The organism is Anaerococcus vaginimassiliensis (assembly GCF_900626155.1).
GTDB classification, from domain to species: Bacteria; Bacillota; Clostridia; order Tissierellales; family Peptoniphilaceae; genus Anaerococcus; species Anaerococcus vaginimassiliensis.
In genome coordinates this window covers 1042657-1060598 of record NZ_LR130844.1, presented here as the reverse complement: position 1 = coordinate 1060598, position 17942 = coordinate 1042657, and the positions used below count along the sequence as shown (strand labels likewise).

Sequence of the window (17942 nt, the reverse complement as noted above, 5' to 3'; positions counted from 1 at the left end):
TTTTCTTTCAAAATCAATCAAATTCTTTCAAAACCTTTCTCAATTATCTGAATTTGACTAATTTCTTAAAAACACTATAATTATTAAAAGCGTATAAATTCTACATAAGGAGTGAATATGAAAGAACTAGAAGAAAAAATATTAGAAGAAGGTATCGTCATTGGACCAAATATCCTAAAGGTAGATTCCTTCCTAAACCAACAAATAGATTGTCACTTGATTCAACAAATGGGCAAGGCTTTTGCTGATCACTTTAGAGATAAGAAGATAGACAAGGTTCTAACTGTAGAATCATCTGGTATAGCACCAGCCTTAGCTACAGCTCTTGAGCTTGATGTTAAGTGTGTGTTTGCTAGAAAACAACAATCCCTAACTACAGGTGACGATGTATATCATTCAAGCGTTTATTCATTTACTAAACAAGTTACAAATGAGCTAATCGTTTCAAAAAACTTCCTTAAAGAAGACGAGAATGTCCTAATGATAGATGACTTCTTGGCAAATGGACAAGCTGCCAAGGGCATGGTTGCACTTGTAAGACAAGCTGGAGCAAACCCAGTTGGATTTGGTATAGTTATAGAAAAATCCTTCAGCGATGGTAGAAGTGTAATAGAAAATGATATGGGACTAGAAGTATATTCTCTAGCAAGAATTGCTAAACTAGAAGACGGAAAGATCACTTTTGTCGAAGAAGAAAATTAATATATAGACTACCTTTGGGTAGTCTCAGACTGTTGACAAAGTTACAAAATCCAAAAGGAAGCGTTCCATTCGGAAGAAATTTTAAGAAATTCAAATCGAAATAATGCGTCTGTAAATCGCACTGTTTGAGCATTGGCGAGTTTGCGATTTACAGTATTATGAGATTTAGAATTTCTAAATTTCTGCAGCTTAGTAAGCGTTTTTGGATTTTGTCTATGCTCTAAGGCTACCTTTTGGTAGTCTTATTTTTTTGCCATTTTTAATAATTTACATAAGTAAGTCTTAAAAAAATAATAACATTAAAGCTATAGAGTTCTATAAATCTCTCCTATTTTGGGGCACAAAAAAACCGACCAAGTGGTCGGTTTTATATTTTATTAGTTTTTAGCGTGTTCTGCTGCGTTTTCTCCAGCGATTCTACCAAATACTGTGATATCAGCCATAGCAACTGATCCAAGTCTGTTTGAACCGTGGATTCCACCTGTAACTTCTCCAGCTGCATACAAGCCTTCGATTGATTTACCATCTTTTGTTTGTACTTCTGCTTCTGGGTTAATTGCAAGTCCACCCATTGTGTGGTGTACTGCAGGACCTGCTTTAAGCATGTAGTATGGACCTTCGTCGATTGTCCAGCCTAACATTCTTAGGTTAAATTCTGGGTCTTGTTCTTTCTTAGAATTTTCGTTGAAGTTATTTACTGTTTCAAGTAGAGCTTCTTTGTCGATTTCAAAGTGATCTGCTAACTCTTCTATAGTATCAGCCTTGTATAGAAGTCCTCTTTCGTATAGGCTTTCTGCTTCTTCTGGATTTGATTTCATTGTTCCAGTTTTTTCGTTAGATTTTTCATCCCAAATTAGGTAACCAACGTGGTCAGTTTGTTCTTTGATTCCCATAGAGATTGCACGTCTTGTGTCAAGCTCTTCAACAAATCTCTTACCTTCTTTGTTTACTAATAAAGCTCCACCAACAAGTCTTGTATCTCCTACATATAGAAGTTTACCTGTTTCTACGTCACAGATTGGGTAAAGTTGGATCTTATCCATATCTACTGTATCTGCTCCAAGAGCTTCAGCCATAACTATACCATCTCCTGTTGCTCCTGGTGAGTTTGTTGATAGTACGTGTTCATCAACTTCGTTATCGTTTTCGTAGCACATTTCTGCATTAGCACCAAATCCACCAGATGCAAGTACTACTGACTTAGCGTTTATAGTTAAGTCTTTATCTTCGCTTTCTGCTCTAACACCAGAAACTTTTCCATCTTTTGTTAGGATTTCTTTAACATCTGTGTTTGTTAGAACGTCAATACCAAGCTCTTCTGCTTTTGTTTTGTATTTTGAGATAAGTTCGTTTCCTGTGTGGTTTTTAGGAATAAGTGATCTTTTAACTGAGTGACCACCAAAGAACATCAAGCTATCTAGCCATTCTACTCCGATGTCATCTCTTAGCCAGTAAGCATCTTCTGTAGCCTTGTCAGCTAGTACTTCGATAAGTTCTTTCTTTCCACCAGCTTTTTCAATATCTTGGGCATAAAGCTCTTTGCTATCTTCGATGCCTTCTTTTTCTTGAAGTTCGTTAACTGGAGCTGCGTATTCTCCACCAGAGATTAGTGTATTACCACCAACTTGGCCAAGTTTTTCTACAAGAACAACATTTGCGCCAGCTTCTTTGGCAGATATAGCAGCAGCAAATCCTGCTCCACCACCACCTACAACTACTACATCATAGTCCTTAGTTTCTGTTTCCTTGTTAGCTTCGTCACTTTCCTTTTCATAAAGCTTAAGGTCACGACCACTTTCTTCAATGGCAGCCTTTACTGCTTCGATTAGAGCAGTTGATGTAACTGTAGCTCCTGAAACAGTATCTACATTTATAGATTGTTTATCTACTATTTCTTTTACGATTTTATCAGCTGCTTCGTCTCCTAGACCTTCTGTCTCATTATGTACTAAATCGATTGAAGCTATCTTATCTCCTTCGAAATTAACTGTAGCTTCTATGTCTCCGTTGTGTCCTGCTTCTGTCGCCTTAAAGCTTTCTGCCTTAGCAGTTTCTTCCTTAGCTCCATCCTTATTATCAGCTGTGTTATTTCCACATGCAGTAAAAAGCATAGCTGCTGATAAAAGAATTGGCAAAATTTTATTCTTCTTCATATATCCTCCCTTTTTAATACTGCTTATAAATGATAACAAATTATGGAAATGTTTGCAAGTCCTTCAAATAGCGGGTTAAAGTGTTTTCTATAAATATTTGATATATGTGTATATTACAGATATTAGCCCAATTTTTATTAATATATTGTAAATAATTTTACAATAAACTTTTCTCCTGTTTTACCTATAGTTAGAATACTAACAATAAAAGTTAGAAAATTTTTCCATAGAAAATCCCCTCCATCTATTTTGTACTGGCCCCCAAAAGTTGGACTTAAAACCAACTAATAGGGGTCAGTACATTTCTAGACTTTGGGGTTAGACTTTAATAATTAACTATCACATCAACTTGTTCTTCTAGGACATCTTTGTTGTGTTTTGTCTCTGATGAATAGGCAAATATTAGACCTTCATCTTCTATATTTAGTTTTTTCTTGATTTGGTTAATGTGTTTTTGGATCTGACCTTTTTTAATCTTATCAAACTTTGTGGCTATGACAAAACCTGTAAAGCCTGATTCTATTATCCAATCATACATTTGCTTATCTTGGGCTGTTGGCTCGTGTCTTATATCGACTAAAAGAAATACCTCACGGAGATTGTCTCTTTCATAGAGGTACTCGTTGATTAACTTATCCCATTTTGCCTTTTCTTTTTTAGATACCTTGGCGTAGCCATAGCCTGGTAGATCAACTAATCTAAAGCTATTATTTATCCTGTAGAAGTTGATAGTTCTGGTCTTTCCTGGTTTAGATGAAGTCTTAGCTAGATTTTTTCTTCCTAGAAAGGAGTTGATGAAGGATGATTTTCCGACATTACTCCTTCCAACAAAGGCAAGCTCTACTAGATCTTCACTTGGCCATTGGGACTTAAAACCTGCTACTTGTTCTAGCTCTATTTCTTTAAATTTCATACTAGGGCCTCTTTTATAACTTCAGATACATTTTCGACTGGAATAAAGTTTATCTTATCCCTAATTTCTTTTGGTATATCTTCTGTATCTCTTTGGTTATCTTTTGGAATAATCACGTTTTTGATCCCATAAGAATAAGCTGCAAGTGCTTTTTCTTTGAGTCCTCCAATTGGTAGGACATTTCCTCTGATTGTCACTTCTCCAGTCATGGCAATATCGCTTCTTACTTTCTTACCTGTAAGGGCAGATACCATAGCTGTTGTCATTGTGATACCTGCTGATGGACCGTCTTTTGGAGTTGCTCCTTCTGGAAAATGAACGTGGATATCTTTGTTATCGTAGAACTTGCCACGAATACCCAAATCTTTCGCTTTGCTTCTTATATATACCATGGCAACCTGACCGGATTCTTTCATTACATCTCCAAGAGATCCTGTCATTTCGACATTGCCCTTACCTTCCATAACACTTGCCTCAACTTGCAGCATAGTTCCGCCAACTGAGGTCCAGGCAAGACCATTTACTAGTCCTATTTGATTTTCTTTTTCGATATTATCATCAAAAAATCTTTCCTTGCCTAGGTATTTGGTGTAGTTATTTTTAGTAACTCTGACTTTTTCCTTGCCCTCGAGGATTTCTTTTACAGCCCTTCTTGAAATTTTAGCTATAAGTCTTTCAAGCTCCCTAACACCTGCTTCTCTGGTGTAGTTTTTAATAATCAAATCTATTACAGAATCAGATATACTTAGTTCATTATCACTAAGCCCGTTATTTTTCTTTTCCTTATCTATAAGATACTTTTTAGCGATTGCTTTTTTCTCGCTCATAGTATAGCCAGAAAGCTCTATAACTTCTAGTCTATCGTATAAGGCATCTGGGATTTCATTTGCATCGTTTGCTGTAGTTATAAAAAATACATCTGATAGGTCAAAGGGAATGTCTAGGTATCTATCTATAAATTTATCGTTTTGTTCAGGATCTAGGACTTCTAGAAGGGCACTTGATGGATCTCCCCTAAAGTCTGAACCTAATTTATCTATCTCATCTAAAAGAAAGACTGGGTTTTTGACATTTATTCTATTTATATTAGCAAGTACTCTACCTGCCATTGCCCCAACATAAGTTCTCCTGTGACCTCTGATTTCTGATTCGTCAGTCACTCCACCAAGCCTCATTGATACAAATTTTCTATCAAGGGCACGGGCAATGGATTTGGCTATGGAAGTCTTGCCCACTCCTGGAGGTCCTACTAGGCAAATTACAGTTCCCTTGGAGTTTTTATTTTTTTGTCTAACAGCAATTGACTCTAGGATTCTTTCCTTAACATCAGTTAGGCCGTAGTGGTCGTTATCTAAAACAGTACTTGCCTTTTTGATATCTATGATATCTTTGCTCTTTTTATTCCAAGGTAGGGAGAATACAAAGTCAAGATAGGCAGAAAGCACGCCATAGTCTGGACTCATCTCTGGTAGAGAATCAATTCTATCTATATCTTTTTCAAGACTTTTCTTGCTTTCCTTATCTAGTTTTAGTTTTGAAAGTTTCTTCCTATAATAGTCAGCCTCGCTTGATCCTTCACCATTGTTATCGCTGATTTCTTTTTTTAGAACTTCCATCTTTTCTCTTAGATAGTAGTCCTTTTGAGACTTGTTGATATTTTCTTGGACTTTTTTATCAATTTCTGATGAGAGATTTTTAAGGGTGATTTCTTTTCTAATTATCTCATGTAAGATACTCATTCTCTCCTTAGTATCTAATGTGGAAAGTATCCTGTAATACTCCTTTGGAGCAAGCTCTAGGTGAAAGCAAATCACATCTACAAGTCTTTGGTAGTTTTCAATCTCAACTAGTGAATAAGTGATTTCATCTAGGTTTTGATTTATTAGACCTACATACTCCTTAAAATCATCAATTAGAATCTTCTTTAGAGCATCTAGTTCTAAGTCGTCTTTCTCACTTTCTTCATCGTATATATATTCCTCTAATTCAGCCTTTAGGAAACCTTCGGATATGTTTACCTTTTTAAGCCTACCTACTCCAATAGGATTTACAAATACTCTTAGGCTTCCATCAGGGAGGTTAAACATTTCCTTGACTGATGCGACTATTCCATATTCATAGAGGTCGTCTTGTTTGGGATTATCCTCAAAAACGTCCTTTTGGTTTACTAAAAACAAGTTAGTCGACCTAAGTCTTGCATCATTTACAGCATTAGTTGATATACTTCTCTTGCAGTCAAAACTTAGGAAGGTACTTGGCATTGGCCAGTAGCCCCTCAAGGGAATCAGAGGATATTCTTTTTTATTTATTTCATAAATATCTGTCATAATTTACCTCGTTACAAAAGGGACGTTTGCAAAACTCCTGCATACCGTCCCCTTTTCTTATTTCTTCTTATAAATTAATTTTTCCTTGTCAGCTATAGATTCTTTAGTTACGATTACCTCTTCTAAATCATCTATCGAAGGTATTTCAAACATCAAATCTAGGAGAAGATTTTCCATGATTGTCCTAAGTCCTCTTGCTCCTGTTTTTTGGTCGTAGGATTTCTTAGCTATCTCATAAAGAGCATCATCTTCAAATGTAAGCTTTACCCCATCTAACTCAAAGAGCTTTTGGTATTGTCTTACAAAGGAGTTTTTAGGCTCTTTTAAAATTTTTACCAAGGAATCAACGTCCAAGGCATCTAGGCTTACTATTATTGGAACCCTACCTATAAATTCAGGTATAAGTCCAAACTTAAGGAGGTCTTCTGTGCTTACTTCCTTAAGGCTTGCCTTTTCTTGTTTGTTGACATTTGCACCAAAACCTATAGTTTTTTCTGACAATCTCCTGCCAATTATATCTTCTATTCCATCGAAGGCACCGCCTAGGATAAATAGGATGTTAGTTGTATCAACTTGGATATATTCTTGGCTTGGATGCTTTCTTCCTCCTTGAGGAGGAACGTTGGCCTCTGTTCCCTCTATTAGTTTAAGTAGGGCTTGTTGGACACCTTCTCCGGATACATCACGGGTTATAGAAGGATTTTCGCTTTTTCTAGTGATTTTATCTATCTCATCTACATAGATAATACCACGCTCAGCAACTTCTATATCATAGTCAGCTGCTTGGACTAGCTTTAGGATAATATTTTCTACATCCTCACCAACATAGCCTGCTTCTGTAAGACTTGTCGCATCTGCTATAGCAAATGGCACGTTTAGTTTACGAGCAAGGGTTTGAGCAAGCAGGGTCTTTCCAGATCCTGTTGGGCCTAGCATCAAGATATTTGATTTTTGAAGTTCTATATCAGAATCTTCTTCATTGCTATTTATTCTTTTGTAGTGGTTGTATACTGCAACTGATAGGGTCTTTTTGGCATCGTCTTGACCTATTACATAAGAATCTAGGAAGTCTTTGATCTCTTTTGGTGTTGATAAATCAATATCACCATAGGAAATGTTGTCAGTTTCTTCACTTATGATTTCCTTACATAAATCGACACACTCGTTACAGATATACGCATTAGGACCAGCAATTATTCTTTTTACTTGAGAGCTATCCTTGCCACAAAAAGAACATCTTATTTCTTTTTGTTCGTAATCAGACATTTATTCCTACTTACTTTCAATTACTTTATCTATTAGACCATACTCTAGTGCTTCTTGCGCACTCATAGCAAAGTCTCTATCTGTATCTTTTTCTATCTTCTTTAGGGATTGACCTGTATTATCAGAAAGAATCTTGTTTAGTCTTTCTTTTATCTTAATTATTTGTTCAGCTTGGATTACTATATCACTTGCTTGTCCTTGAGCACCACCGGATGGTTGGTGGATCATGATGTTTGAACTTGGTAGAGAAAATCTCTTGCCCTTAGCTCCTGATGATAGTAAAACTGCCGCCATAGACGCTGCTTGACCTATACAGATTGTAGATACATCTGGTTTTATATAATTCATTGTGTCATAAATGGCAAGACCACTTGTCACAACTCCACCTGGAGAGTTTATATAAAATTGGATATCCTTATCTGGGTCTTCACTTTCTAGAAACAATAGTTGAGCTATGATTATATCCGAGATTTCATCACGAACTTCTCCAGATAGAAAGATTATTCTATCCTTTAGAAGTCTTGAATATATGTCATAGGCTCTCTCGCCTCTATTAGTTTGCTCTACTACGGTTGGTACTAAATAATTTTTAGCGTTCATATAATCTCCTTATCTAAAATATGGAGCTTAGTTTTCTTCGACTTCCTCATGGTCGTGGTCGTGATCTTCACCAACAGCCTTGTGGTATTCTTCGTGTGGAAGAACTTCAGCGTTAGCTACAAGAATTTCAACAGCTTTTCTTCTCTTGATATTTTCTTCTAGTGTCTTATCAGAGATGTTTTTAGCGAAGATTTCTTTGAATTTCTCTAAGTCTTCTACTCCATAGTTTTCTGCTGCTTCTTTGATTTCAGCTTCTTTTTCTTCTTCTGTAACTTCGATCGCTTCTTTTAGAGCAACTTCGTCAATTACAAGGTTAGCCTTAACTCTTGCTTCGGCTTGATCTCTATATTGGTCACGGATTTGGTTGATATCCATTTTTGTCATTTCGATATATTGAGCAAGTGTTATACCCATTTGTTGTAGTCTTTGGTCAAGGTTTTGTAGTTCAAAGTCAATTTCTGAGTTAACCATGCCATTTGGTGCACTTACTTCTGATTTGTTAACTAAAGCTTCGATAGCTTGGTTTTGGATCATGTTTTTAGCATAATTTTCTTTTTCTTTAGCGATTTTTTCTTTAAGATCAGCCTTTAGTTCATCTAATGTATCGAATTCTGAGATATCTTTTGCAAATTCGTCATCTAATTCAGGAAGTTCTTTTCTTGTGATAGAATTAATTTCTACTTCAAACTTAGCGTCTTTTCCTTGAAATTCTTGTGCTTGATAATCTTCAGGGAATGTTACATTTACATCGAACTTATCACCAATAGCATGTCCTGCTACTTGTTCTTCAAATCCTTTGATAAATGTATTTGATCCAAGTTCAAGGTCGTAATTTTCTGCCTTACCACCTTCAAATCTTTCTCCATCTAGGTAGCCATCAAAGTCGATATTTACTGTATCGCCCATTTTAGCTTCGCCTTCTTCTACTGGAGCAAGTCTTGCATTCTCATCTTGTTGTCTTTTAAGTTCAGCTTCAATATCTTCATCTGTTACTTCAGACGGAACTTCTTCAACGATTAGTTTTGAATAATTACCTAGTTCTGGGTGTGGTTTTGTTTCAACTTCTACCTTGAAAGTGATGTCTTTTCCTTCTTCGATATCGTCAAGGTCTACTGATGGTTGGTCAACTGGTTCAAGATCTAATTCTTCTACTGCAGCTTCGTATGGTTTAGGAAAAACAATCTTGATTGCTTCATCATAGAAGATTTCTGGACCATACATTTTTTCAAGAACTTTTCTAGAAACGTGACCTGGTCTAAATCCATCTACTCTATATCTAGATTTGTTTCTTTTATATACAGTGTCTGTTGCCTTTTTAAATTCATCATAGCTTACATCGAATTCGAATTTTGCTATATTATTTTCATGTGATTTTAATTCTGTCATTTTTTCCTCCTGGTAGTTCTTACTCATTGAAATAATATACTACTTGTTTGTTAAGCTATCAAGAGTTTAACTCCTCTTGCTAACAAATGCCAGTATATCCTCTCTATTATTTTCTAATTTATCATCTATAATCGCTTCTTCTATCTTAGTTAATATATCGCCTATGATCTTTCCTTGGGGATATCCTAAGGCTATCAAATCATTGCCGTTTATAGCAAGATCTGACCTTTTCTTAGGTGTATTATCTATTAATACTTCCTCTAAGATATTCTCTCCTAGGTCAATATTTGAAATATCCCTATGGACTGTTGCCAAGATATCTGCCCTTTGCAAATTAAAAAGCCTTCTTAGATTCGCTTCGCCAATCCTTCTTAGAAGTTTCCTGATGGATTTTTTGGTGTAGGTGTTGGAACAATCCATATGCCTTTTGACTAAGCTTTTTGCATCTTCTATAAATTTTTTAGGAAATCTCAAGTCCTTGAGTCTTTTCTCTAGAAGTTTTTCTGATAGGTTTTGGTGACCAAAAAACCTTCCCTCTCCATTTTCATCTAGGAAAAATGTATCGACCTTGCCAACATCATGGTATAAGCTAGCTATTCTTGTAACTAGATCAGATTCTGTCCTATCAACAACCTTTAGGCTATGCTCATAGACGTCTAGGTTGTGATGGGAAGAATGTTGGTCAAATCCCTTAGTTCTTGCAAGTTCAGGAAAGATTTTATCCAGTAAGCAAAGCTCATCTAAAAGCCTAATCCCTCTTGATGGTTTATCTTCTATTAAGATCTTTGATATCTCATCTCTAATCCTCTCTTTGGATATGAGATTTATATTTGTAGAGTTTTCACTGATTGCTTTTTTTAAATCTTTATCAATTTCAAAACCTAACCTTGTGGCAAAACGAACTGCCCTAAGGCTTCTTAGGTAATCTTCTTCTATTCTATCGTAGGGATTTCCAACAGCTCTAACAATCTTTTTTTCTAAATCGCACCTTCCATAAAAGGGATCTATTATCTTTCCCTTGTCATATGCCATAGCATTTATTGTAAAATCTCTTCTTTTTAGATCATCTATGAGATTATCCGAAAAAGAAATCTCATCAGGATGCCTTCCGTCAAGGTATTTCCCATCTGACCTAAAAGTTGTTATTTCAAACTCTTCGCCCTTTGATATAACCTTTATTGTGCCAAACTTTTTTCCTATATCTATAAGCTTTTCACTAGAAAAAACTTCTTTTATCTCATCGGGTCTTGCAAGGGTTGTTAGATCTATGTCCTTTATTTTCCTTCCTAGGATGCTATCTCTTACACATCCTCCAACTGGATATGTTGGATATCCCTTAGCCTCTAGTCTTTTAATAATTTCTTCATAGGAAATATCAGTATTTAGCTTATCCATTATTTTTCTTTTACGTCTACTATTATTTTGTAGTTGATTGGATTTTGCCCATCGTAAAGCTCCACACCTTCTGGTAGCTTAAGTCTAATCTCGCCTAGCCTATCTGATTTTAGGTTATCAATATTTACTGGATAAGTGTCGATCTCTTCTATGTTTTCCAAAACTTGACCGTTTCCCTTTAGAACAACATCTTCTGGTGACATATTGTATGATTTTATCTCATAACCTTCGGCTACATCACCATAGGTCTTTAGGTTTACCTTAAATCTTTTGGTTTCTGTTACCTTGAAGGAGATATTGATATCAGAATTTGACTTTTCTATGTTTGAAACTTCCTTGTTATTTTTATCTAAAACATGGATATCGAGGTTGTGGATTTTGCCATCAAGGTAAGCTGGATCATTTATGTTAACTTCTACCCTGTCAATCTTATTTACTTCTGATACTGGACCCTTGACTGTAATTTCTTTTAGGGATTGTTCGTTGACCTCTACAGATTTGCCGTCTTTTAGGCTATCTTTTATGACAAGATTTACAGGAAGTTTCTTTTCAATAATCTTTTGTACATTTATATTTATATCTTGTGGATCTATCATTGAGATGCTTACTCCACTTGGAGTCTCGACCTTGACATCAACAGTTTGGATTCCTTCACGGATATTTTCTACATCAATACTTGCTTGTATGTCATTTTCCTTGATATTTACGATTTTATCCCTAGATCCTTCTACTCTGAGGTTGACATTGGTAAGCTCTTCTAGTCCTGTTATAGTATAACCCTTCTTTTCAAGCTCATCCTTGTTTTGGACTAGGATTGGAATATTTCTAAAGGTTCTATTTACTGAAGGGTTGGTAGATGTCACAACAAAGGCCCACATCACTATTGCCAAAAGAACTGATAGGATAATTAACTCTATATCATTTTTCTTTTTCATCTTTATTTCCCTTCTTCTCATCGATATTGACTAGGTCATTTTTTAGCCTAATCCTTAGACTTTCCTCATCAAAATATCTGTTGATCTTGCCATTTTCTGCAACTGATATATTTCCAGTTTCTTCTGATACTATAACAACTAACGAGTCGCTTTTCTCAGAAATTCCTATAGCTGCCCTGTGTCTTGTGCCTAGCTCCTTGGCTATGGTGTTAGAAGATGATAGGGGCAAATAACAAGCTGCCGCAGCTATAGTGTTTTTCCTAATGATAACCGCTCCATCATGAAGGGGCGTATTTGGTATAAAAATATTTATCAAAAGTTCACTAGAAATCTCAGAGTCAAGCTTGGTTCCACTTTCTATAATATCAGAAAGACCTACCTCTCTTTCAAGAACTACCAAAGCACCTATCTTTTGTCTTGAAAGAGAACTCATAGCAGAAACGATCTCGTCTACACTTCTTTCATCTCTTTTGATTTTATCAGATGAAAAAATACTCCTACCTCTACCCAGTCTTTCTAGGGCTGAACGAAGCTCTGGCTGAAAGACAACGATAATAAAAACGAGGGATACTGTAAGAAATTGGTTCATGACCCAAGATACAGTATTCAGATTTAAAATATCGGCAACAGATGCAAAAATAAGAACAAAAATAAGACCCTTTAAAACTTGTTCCGCCCTAGTATTTCTAAGAAGTGAGAAAAGTTTATAAATAACAAAGGCAATAATTGCGATATCAATAATATCTGTCACACGAATTAACATCAAAGATGTTATAATATTTTCCAAAAAACTCATACTTCCTCCTTATAATAATGTACTATTCTAATAAATTATTGGTAGGAAATGTGAAAAAAAGATAAAAAAAATAGCCTGAATCTTCAGACTACAAGTGTAAAGTTATCTTTTATTTTCATAAAGATCTAGCATAAATCCTAGACCAATACCAATAGCAAGGAAAGCTCCTAGCCAAAGAGCCATATTTCCCTTGTTAGCTCCGATAGAGGTTCCAACAATGATGCCAAAAGTGATGCCCATAATCATATTTTTCCCTTGACTTTTATCCTTCATATAATCTCCTTATTTTTATTTTACTGCAGATTCTATAAAGGCAAGATTATAAAATGAGCTACTTATTGTTCTTTTCAGATAAATTACCCAATCCTGATCCAAGAGCTAGACCAAAAAGCATACCAAAAATCGGCTGACCGATCAAACTTCCAATAAAATATCCAAGAGCAACTCCAATAGCTAGTCCATTTCTCTTGTTTATAAATTTATCCTTCATAATAACCTCCTACTTACCCGACAAATATTTGAGTAAACAAAAAGACACAAGCTTTAGCTTGTGCCAGACTGTTGACAAAGTGACAAAATCCAAAAGGAAGCGTTCCATTCGAAAGAAATTTTAAGAAATTCAAATCGAAATAATACGTCCGTAAATCGCACTGTTTGAGCATTAGCGAGTTTGCGATTTACAGTATTATGAGATTTAGAATTTCTAAATTTCTGTAGTTGGATAAGCGTTTTTGGATTTTGTCTACTCTCTAACACAAGCTCTAACTTGTGCCTTATATATTTTATCCTAGCATTACATCTAGAATCATCATTATTACAAAGCCTGCTGCAAATCCTAGTGTTCCTATATTTGTGTGATCTTCTCCTTCTCCTGTTGCTTCTGGGATTAGCTCTTCTACTACAACATAGAACATCGCTCCAGCTGCAAAGCTTAGTAGGTAAGGAAGGATTGGAATCATTATTCCTGATAGGAGGATTGTTACAATTGCTGCTATTGGCTCAACTGCTCCTGATAGGATTCCATAAATAAATGCCTTGTGTTTATTTACTCCAACTGCCTTTAGGGGCATGGAAATTATTGCTCCTTCTGGGAAGTTTTGGATGGCAATTCCTATAGCAAGAACCATAGCTCCTGCCATTGTTACAGTCCCATGACCGTAGATTGCTCCAGCAAAGGATACTCCAACTGCTATTCCCTCTGGAATATTGTGGATTACCACTGCAAGAACCATCATAGTTGTCTTTCTTAGACTTTCATTTTTTGGTCCTTCTGGAGAATCTGAATCTATATGTTGGTGGGGAATGACTGAGTCTAAGAAAAGTAAGAATATTATTCCTGCTATAAAACCAACAGCTGCAGGAGTCCAAGCCATTCTACCCATTTTTTCTTCTACCATATCCATAGCTGGCATAAGTAATGACCAAATGCTTGCCGCAACCATTACTCCAGCTGCAAAACCAGATAGTCCCTTTTGTACTTTGTTGTTTAGTTCATCTCTCATTACGTAGACACAAGCTGCTCCCAAGCTTGTGCCTAAAAATGGTATTAATAAACCTAATATACTTTGTGTATCCATTTCTCATCCTATTCTTGGTCTATCTTCCAAATGTCATTTGCATAGTCAAGGATTGTTCTATCTGATGAGAAGAATCCTGCATTTGCAATATTTTTAAGGCATTTTCTTGACCATTCTAATCTATCTCTATATTCCTTGTTAATCTTTTCGTGTGCCTTCGCATAAGACTTAAAGTCTTTTAGGAGGAAGTAGCTATCTCCTCTTTGACCATTTTGTGGATTTATTAGTTCATTGTAGATATCAAGGAACATGTAGGTGTTATTATCCTTAAACTCTCCACTTACAAGGCTATCTACTACATCTTTGATATCGCTATCTTTTGAATAAAATTCTACCGGATTGTAGGTATCCATGATTTCGTTTAGCTCTTCAACGGTAGCACCAAATCTGTAGTTATTTTCTTCGCCAGCATGGTCAAATATTTCTATATTTGCTCCATCCAAAGTTCCAAGGGTAAGGGCACCGTTTAACATGAATTTCATATTACCTGTACCACTTGCTTCCTTGCCGGCAGTTGAGATTTGCTCAGATACATCTGCAGCTGGAAATAGCTTCTCACCGTAAGTTACCCTGTAGTTTTCAACAAATACTACCTTTAGTTTTTTGTTTACATCAGGATCACCATTTACGACTCTTGCCACTTCATTTGCAAGTTTTATCATACCTTTTGCTCTAAAGTAGCCTGGCGCTGCCTTTCCACCGAAGATAAAGGTTGTTGGTGTAAAGTCCATGTCAGGATTTTTCTTTAATTTGTGATATAGGTAGATTATGTGAAGGATATTTAGGTGTTGTCTCTTGTATTCGTGGATTCTTTTTACTTGAATATCGAATATTGATGTTGGGTCAACCTTGATTCCTTCTTTTTCTAGGATGTATTTTGCTAGTTGATCTTTTTTAATTTGTTTGATGTTTAATAGCTCGTTTAGAACTTTCTCATCGTCTAAATATTTTTCTAGGTCTTTTAGCAAGGATAGGTCGTATTTCCATTGGTCAGTTCCTAGCTTTTGGGTAATAAAGCTTGTTAGTTCTCTATTAGCATAAACTAGCCATCTTCTAGGTGTGATACCATTTGTCTTGTTGTTAAATATTTCTGGTCTTACCTTATACCAATGACTAAAGGTATCGTCTTTTAGAATTTCTGTGTGAAGGGCAGCTACACCATTTACTGAAAAACCAACGTAAATAGCGAGATTTGCCATGTGGACTTGACCAAATCTTTCGATTCTATATGGGTCGATTTGCTCTTCTGAGTATCCTCTTTGCTTAAATTCTTTAACTAATATTTGGTTGATCTTTTCAATTATCTCAAGGCTCCTTGGGCTAACTTCAAGGACTATGTCTCTATCCCATCTTTCTAGGGCCTCTTGGAGGACTGTATGGTTAGTAAAGGCAAATACTTCTTTTGCTATAGCTAGGGCATCATCAAAGAAGATTCCATTTTCATCAACTAGAACTCTGATTAGCTCAGGGATTGCCATGATTGGGTGGGTATCGTTAAGTTGGATAACATGGTATTTGCTAAAGTTTTCAAACTTGAGGTCTTCTGGGTAGTCCTTCTTGTATTTTTCTACCATATCTTGGATAGATGCAGAACAGAAGAAATATTGTTGTTTAAGTCTTAAAACCTTGCCTGCTCTTTGCATATCGTTTGGATATAGGACTCTTGTTATATCTTCGGCACGATTTTTCTCACTTACAGCTTGGTCGTACTCGTAGTTGTTAAACTTTCCAAAATCAAACTCTTCGAATGGTTCTGCTTGCCATAGTCTAAGGGTATTTACAACTCCATTTTCAAAGCCAACTACTGGCATATCAAATGGAACTGCCTTTACTTGTTGGTCTCTAAATCTTACGATTTTGGCATCAGAGTCAACTCTAATTGACCAACCATCACCATTTTTAATCCAGCTATCTCCCCTTTCTACTTGGAAGCCGTCTTCTATTTTTTGTTTGAAGATCCCTTCCCTATATCTTACACCATAGCCAACAAGGTTTAGTCCTTGGGTTGCTGCTGAGTCCATAAAACAAGCCGCAAGTCTACCAAGTCCACCGTTACCTAAGGCTGCATCATCCTCGTAGTTTTCTATAGCTTCAAAGTCAATTCCTACTTCATCTAATAATTCTTTTACCTCATCGTAGATACCAAGGTTAATTAGGTTATTACCTAGAGATCTTCCGATTAGAAATTCTGCAGAAAAATAGTAAGCCTTTCTTTGGTTACGAGTTTTTCTCTTACAATCTCTCCACTCTTGGTTAATAAGTCCCATTATTGTATCGCAAAGGGCATCGTATCTATCCTTATCAGATGTTTCGTCGAAGGATTTTAGGGTTATTCTTTGCAGGTTTTCAGTATAAGTTTCTATAAATTTATTTTTTCTCAGTTTGTCCATTATCATATCTCCCGTATATTTTTGACATTTCTTTTATTCTTTTCGCAAGGTCTGGATCAAAATCACTATCCAGCATCCTCCACTTCCAGTTGACACCGATAGTTGAAGGACTATTTATCTTAGCCTCATTACCATAGCCTAATATATCCTGAATTTCAAACATGGCTATATCAGACACTGACGCCATCAAGGCTCTGATTATCTTCCAACGTTTGTCATCATCTTCATCGAGACCAAAATATTTGTCTATTAGTTCAGTAAGTTCATCATCTGCCACATCTAAAAAACCTTGTAGGGTATCTGAGTCATGGGTTGAAGAGTAGACTACAGAGTTATTTACATAGTTATGTGGAAGGTAGTTGCTGTCGAATTTTTCGCCAAAGGCAAATTGGATGACATTCATACCTGGGAAGTTGTAGTGATTCTTTAAATCATCTACTTCTTTAGTTATATATCCTAAGTCCTCTGCTATAAATAGGGCATCTGGGTAGGTGTTAATAATCTTGTCAAATAGTTCATAAGGTTTACCCAACTCCCAAGTTCCATATCTAGCATTGTCATCACTAGCTGGTATTGCATAGTAGGCTTCAAATCCTCTAAAATGATCTAACCTCAATATATCATACAACCTTAGACAAGCGCCTATTCTTTTGACCCAAAAATCATAGTCGCTTTCTTTTAACTTTTCCCAATCATAAACAGGATTGCCCCAAAGCTGTCCATCTTCAGAATAAGCATCTGGTGGAGCACCTCCAACTATAAGTGGATCAAAGGTCTTTGGATCAAGCTTTAATATATCACAATAAACCCAGGCATCGCAAGAGTCCATCGCTACATATATTGGAAGGTCTCCTATGATTTGAAGGTTTTTCCTGTTGGCATATTCCTTTAGTTTCTTCCATTGTTTGAAAAACTCATACTGAAGGAAGATATAAAAGTCTATTAGGTCTTTGTGTTTGTCAGAAAATTCAGCCAAAGCTTCTGGATCACGTCCTTTAAGCTTATCATCCCACTCAAGCCAGCTTACATCTAGCTTGTCTTTTTTGATAGCCATAAATAGGGCATAATCTTCTAGCCACCAGCCTTCTTCCTTTCTAAAGTCTTCTATTTCATCCTTGTAACGATCTTTAGCTATATCATAAGCCTTTTCCAAAATCCTATAACGAAGGTTGTATTGGATACCATAGTCGACATATCTTTCATTGTCACCAAAGTTTAGGTTTTCTAGCTCATCTTTTTCTAAAAGTCCATCTTCTATCAATATATCAAGGTCGATGAAGTATGGATTTCCTGCAAAGGTTGAGAATGATTGGTAGGGACTATCGCCATAAGATGTTTGACCCAAAGGCAAGATTTGCCAGTATTTAACAGCTGCATCTGACAAGAAATCAACTGCCTCGTAGGCTTTCTTGCCAAAAGTTCCTATTCCATAATTAGAAGGAAGGGAAAATATCGGCAAGATAATTCCATTTCCTCTTTCTAGTCTTTTTTGTCTAAGCATA

General features: G+C 36.0%; 15 protein-coding genes. 1 reads left to right on the top strand and 14 read right to left on the bottom strand.

What is annotated here, in order from left to right; translation table 11 throughout:
- Positions 1-117: 117 nt before the first annotated feature.
- A complete protein-coding gene (locus tag E0D87_RS05310; protein WP_004833945.1) occupies positions 118-702 on the top strand; it encodes a xanthine phosphoribosyltransferase in 585 nt (194 codons plus the stop codon).
- Positions 703-1079: 377 nt separating this feature from the next.
- On the opposite strand, the gene E0D87_RS05305 is transcribed toward E0D87_RS05310, so the two are convergent.
- The 14 genes from E0D87_RS05305 to malQ form a co-directional block, all read right to left on the bottom strand.
- Positions 1080-2855 carry a flavocytochrome c gene (locus E0D87_RS05305; RefSeq protein WP_130819628.1) on the bottom strand — a complete coding sequence of 592 codons (1776 nt, stop codon included), beginning with the start codon at positions 2853-2855 and terminating at the stop codon, positions 1080-1082.
- A 325-nt stretch (positions 2856-3180) separates the two neighbouring features.
- Entirely contained in the window at positions 3181-3768 is a 588-nt protein-coding gene (yihA, locus tag E0D87_RS05300; RefSeq protein WP_130819627.1) for a ribosome biogenesis GTP-binding protein YihA/YsxC, read from the bottom strand.
- Positions 3765-6095 carry an endopeptidase La gene (gene lon, locus E0D87_RS05295; protein WP_130819626.1) on the bottom strand — a complete coding sequence of 777 codons (2331 nt, stop codon included), beginning with the start codon at positions 6093-6095 and terminating at the stop codon, positions 3765-3767. The genes yihA and lon overlap by 4 nt, the downstream gene beginning before the upstream one ends.
- 57 nt (positions 6096-6152) lie before the next feature.
- Positions 6153-7361: an ATP-dependent Clp protease ATP-binding subunit ClpX gene (gene clpX / locus E0D87_RS05290; protein WP_004833922.1), complete on the bottom strand. Its 1209-nt coding sequence runs from the start codon at positions 7359-7361 to the stop codon at positions 6153-6155.
- 6 nt (positions 7362-7367) lie between these two features.
- Complete coding sequence (gene clpP / locus E0D87_RS05285; protein WP_130819625.1) at positions 7368-7961, bottom strand: ATP-dependent Clp endopeptidase proteolytic subunit ClpP; 594 nt, start codon at positions 7959-7961, stop codon at positions 7368-7370.
- Between the two features lie 27 nt (positions 7962-7988).
- The gene (gene tig / locus E0D87_RS05280; protein ID WP_130819624.1) at positions 7989-9347 is read right to left on the bottom strand and encodes a trigger factor; all 1359 of its coding nucleotides are present in this window, start codon (positions 9345-9347) and stop codon (positions 7989-7991) included.
- Between the two features lie 66 nt (positions 9348-9413).
- Positions 9414-10742, bottom strand: coding sequence for a CCA tRNA nucleotidyltransferase (locus tag E0D87_RS05275; RefSeq protein WP_130819623.1), 1329 nt, complete (start codon positions 10740-10742; stop codon positions 9414-9416).
- A complete protein-coding gene (locus E0D87_RS05270) occupies positions 10742-11677 on the bottom strand; it encodes a CdaR family protein (RefSeq protein ID WP_130819622.1) in 936 nt (311 codons plus the stop codon). The genes E0D87_RS05275 and E0D87_RS05270 overlap by 1 nt, the downstream gene beginning before the upstream one ends.
- Positions 11661-12473: a diadenylate cyclase CdaA gene (gene cdaA / locus E0D87_RS05265; protein ID WP_004833890.1), complete on the bottom strand. Its 813-nt coding sequence runs from the start codon at positions 12471-12473 to the stop codon at positions 11661-11663. The genes E0D87_RS05270 and cdaA overlap by 17 nt, the downstream gene beginning before the upstream one ends.
- A 102-nt stretch (positions 12474-12575) precedes the next feature.
- On the bottom strand, positions 12576-12746 hold the full coding sequence (locus E0D87_RS09110; RefSeq protein ID WP_165442727.1) for an HPP family protein: 171 nt from the start codon (positions 12744-12746) through the stop codon (positions 12576-12578).
- 58 nt (positions 12747-12804) lie between these two features.
- A complete protein-coding gene (locus E0D87_RS09105) occupies positions 12805-12963 on the bottom strand; it encodes a hypothetical protein (protein WP_165442726.1) in 159 nt (52 codons plus the stop codon).
- Positions 12964-13255: 292 nt separating this feature from the next.
- A complete protein-coding gene (locus E0D87_RS05260; protein ID WP_130819621.1) occupies positions 13256-14050 on the bottom strand; it encodes a ZIP family metal transporter in 795 nt (264 codons plus the stop codon).
- 8 nt (positions 14051-14058) lie between these two features.
- The gene (locus E0D87_RS05255; protein ID WP_207278273.1) at positions 14059-16440 is read right to left on the bottom strand and encodes a glycogen/starch/alpha-glucan phosphorylase; all 2382 of its coding nucleotides are present in this window, start codon (positions 16438-16440) and stop codon (positions 14059-14061) included.
- A complete protein-coding gene (gene malQ, locus E0D87_RS05250; RefSeq protein ID WP_130819620.1) occupies positions 16418-17941 on the bottom strand; it encodes a 4-alpha-glucanotransferase in 1524 nt (507 codons plus the stop codon). Before malQ ends, E0D87_RS05255 begins: the two co-directional genes overlap by 23 nt.
- Position 17942 lies beyond the last annotated feature (1 nt).

Coding starts and splice junctions, on each gene's coding strand:
- E0D87_RS09110 (WP_165442727.1), bottom strand. CDS start 12,746: ATGAAGGATAAAAGTCAAGGGAAAAATATGATTATGGGCATCACTTTT.
- malQ (WP_130819620.1), bottom strand. CDS start 17,941: ATGCTTAGACAAAAAAGACTAGAAAGAGGAAATGGAATTATCTTGCCG.
- E0D87_RS05275 (WP_130819623.1), bottom strand. CDS start 10,742: ATGGATAAGCTAAATACTGATATTTCCTATGAAGAAATTATTAAAAGA.
- E0D87_RS05310 (WP_004833945.1), top strand. CDS start 118: ATGAAAGAACTAGAAGAAAAAATATTAGAAGAAGGTATCGTCATTGGA.
- E0D87_RS05270 (WP_130819622.1), bottom strand. CDS start 11,677: ATGAAAAAGAAAAATGATATAGAGTTAATTATCCTATCAGTTCTTTTG.
- E0D87_RS05255 (WP_207278273.1), bottom strand. CDS start 16,440: ATGGACAAACTGAGAAAAAATAAATTTATAGAAACTTATACTGAAAAC.
- E0D87_RS05260 (WP_130819621.1), bottom strand. CDS start 14,050: ATGGATACACAAAGTATATTAGGTTTATTAATACCATTTTTAGGCACA.
- cdaA (WP_004833890.1), bottom strand. CDS start 12,473: ATGAGTTTTTTGGAAAATATTATAACATCTTTGATGTTAATTCGTGTG.
- yihA (WP_130819627.1), bottom strand. CDS start 3,768: ATGAAATTTAAAGAAATAGAGCTAGAACAAGTAGCAGGTTTTAAGTCC.
- clpP (WP_130819625.1), bottom strand. CDS start 7,961: ATGAACGCTAAAAATTATTTAGTACCAACCGTAGTAGAGCAAACTAAT.
- lon (WP_130819626.1), bottom strand. CDS start 6,095: ATGACAGATATTTATGAAATAAATAAAAAAGAATATCCTCTGATTCCC.
- E0D87_RS05305 (WP_130819628.1), bottom strand. CDS start 2,855: ATGAAGAAGAATAAAATTTTGCCAATTCTTTTATCAGCAGCTATGCTT.
- tig (WP_130819624.1), bottom strand. CDS start 9,347: ATGACAGAATTAAAATCACATGAAAATAATATAGCAAAATTCGAATTC.
- clpX (WP_004833922.1), bottom strand. CDS start 7,361: ATGTCTGATTACGAACAAAAAGAAATAAGATGTTCTTTTTGTGGCAAG.
- E0D87_RS09105 (WP_165442726.1), bottom strand. CDS start 12,963: ATGAAGGATAAATTTATAAACAAGAGAAATGGACTAGCTATTGGAGTT.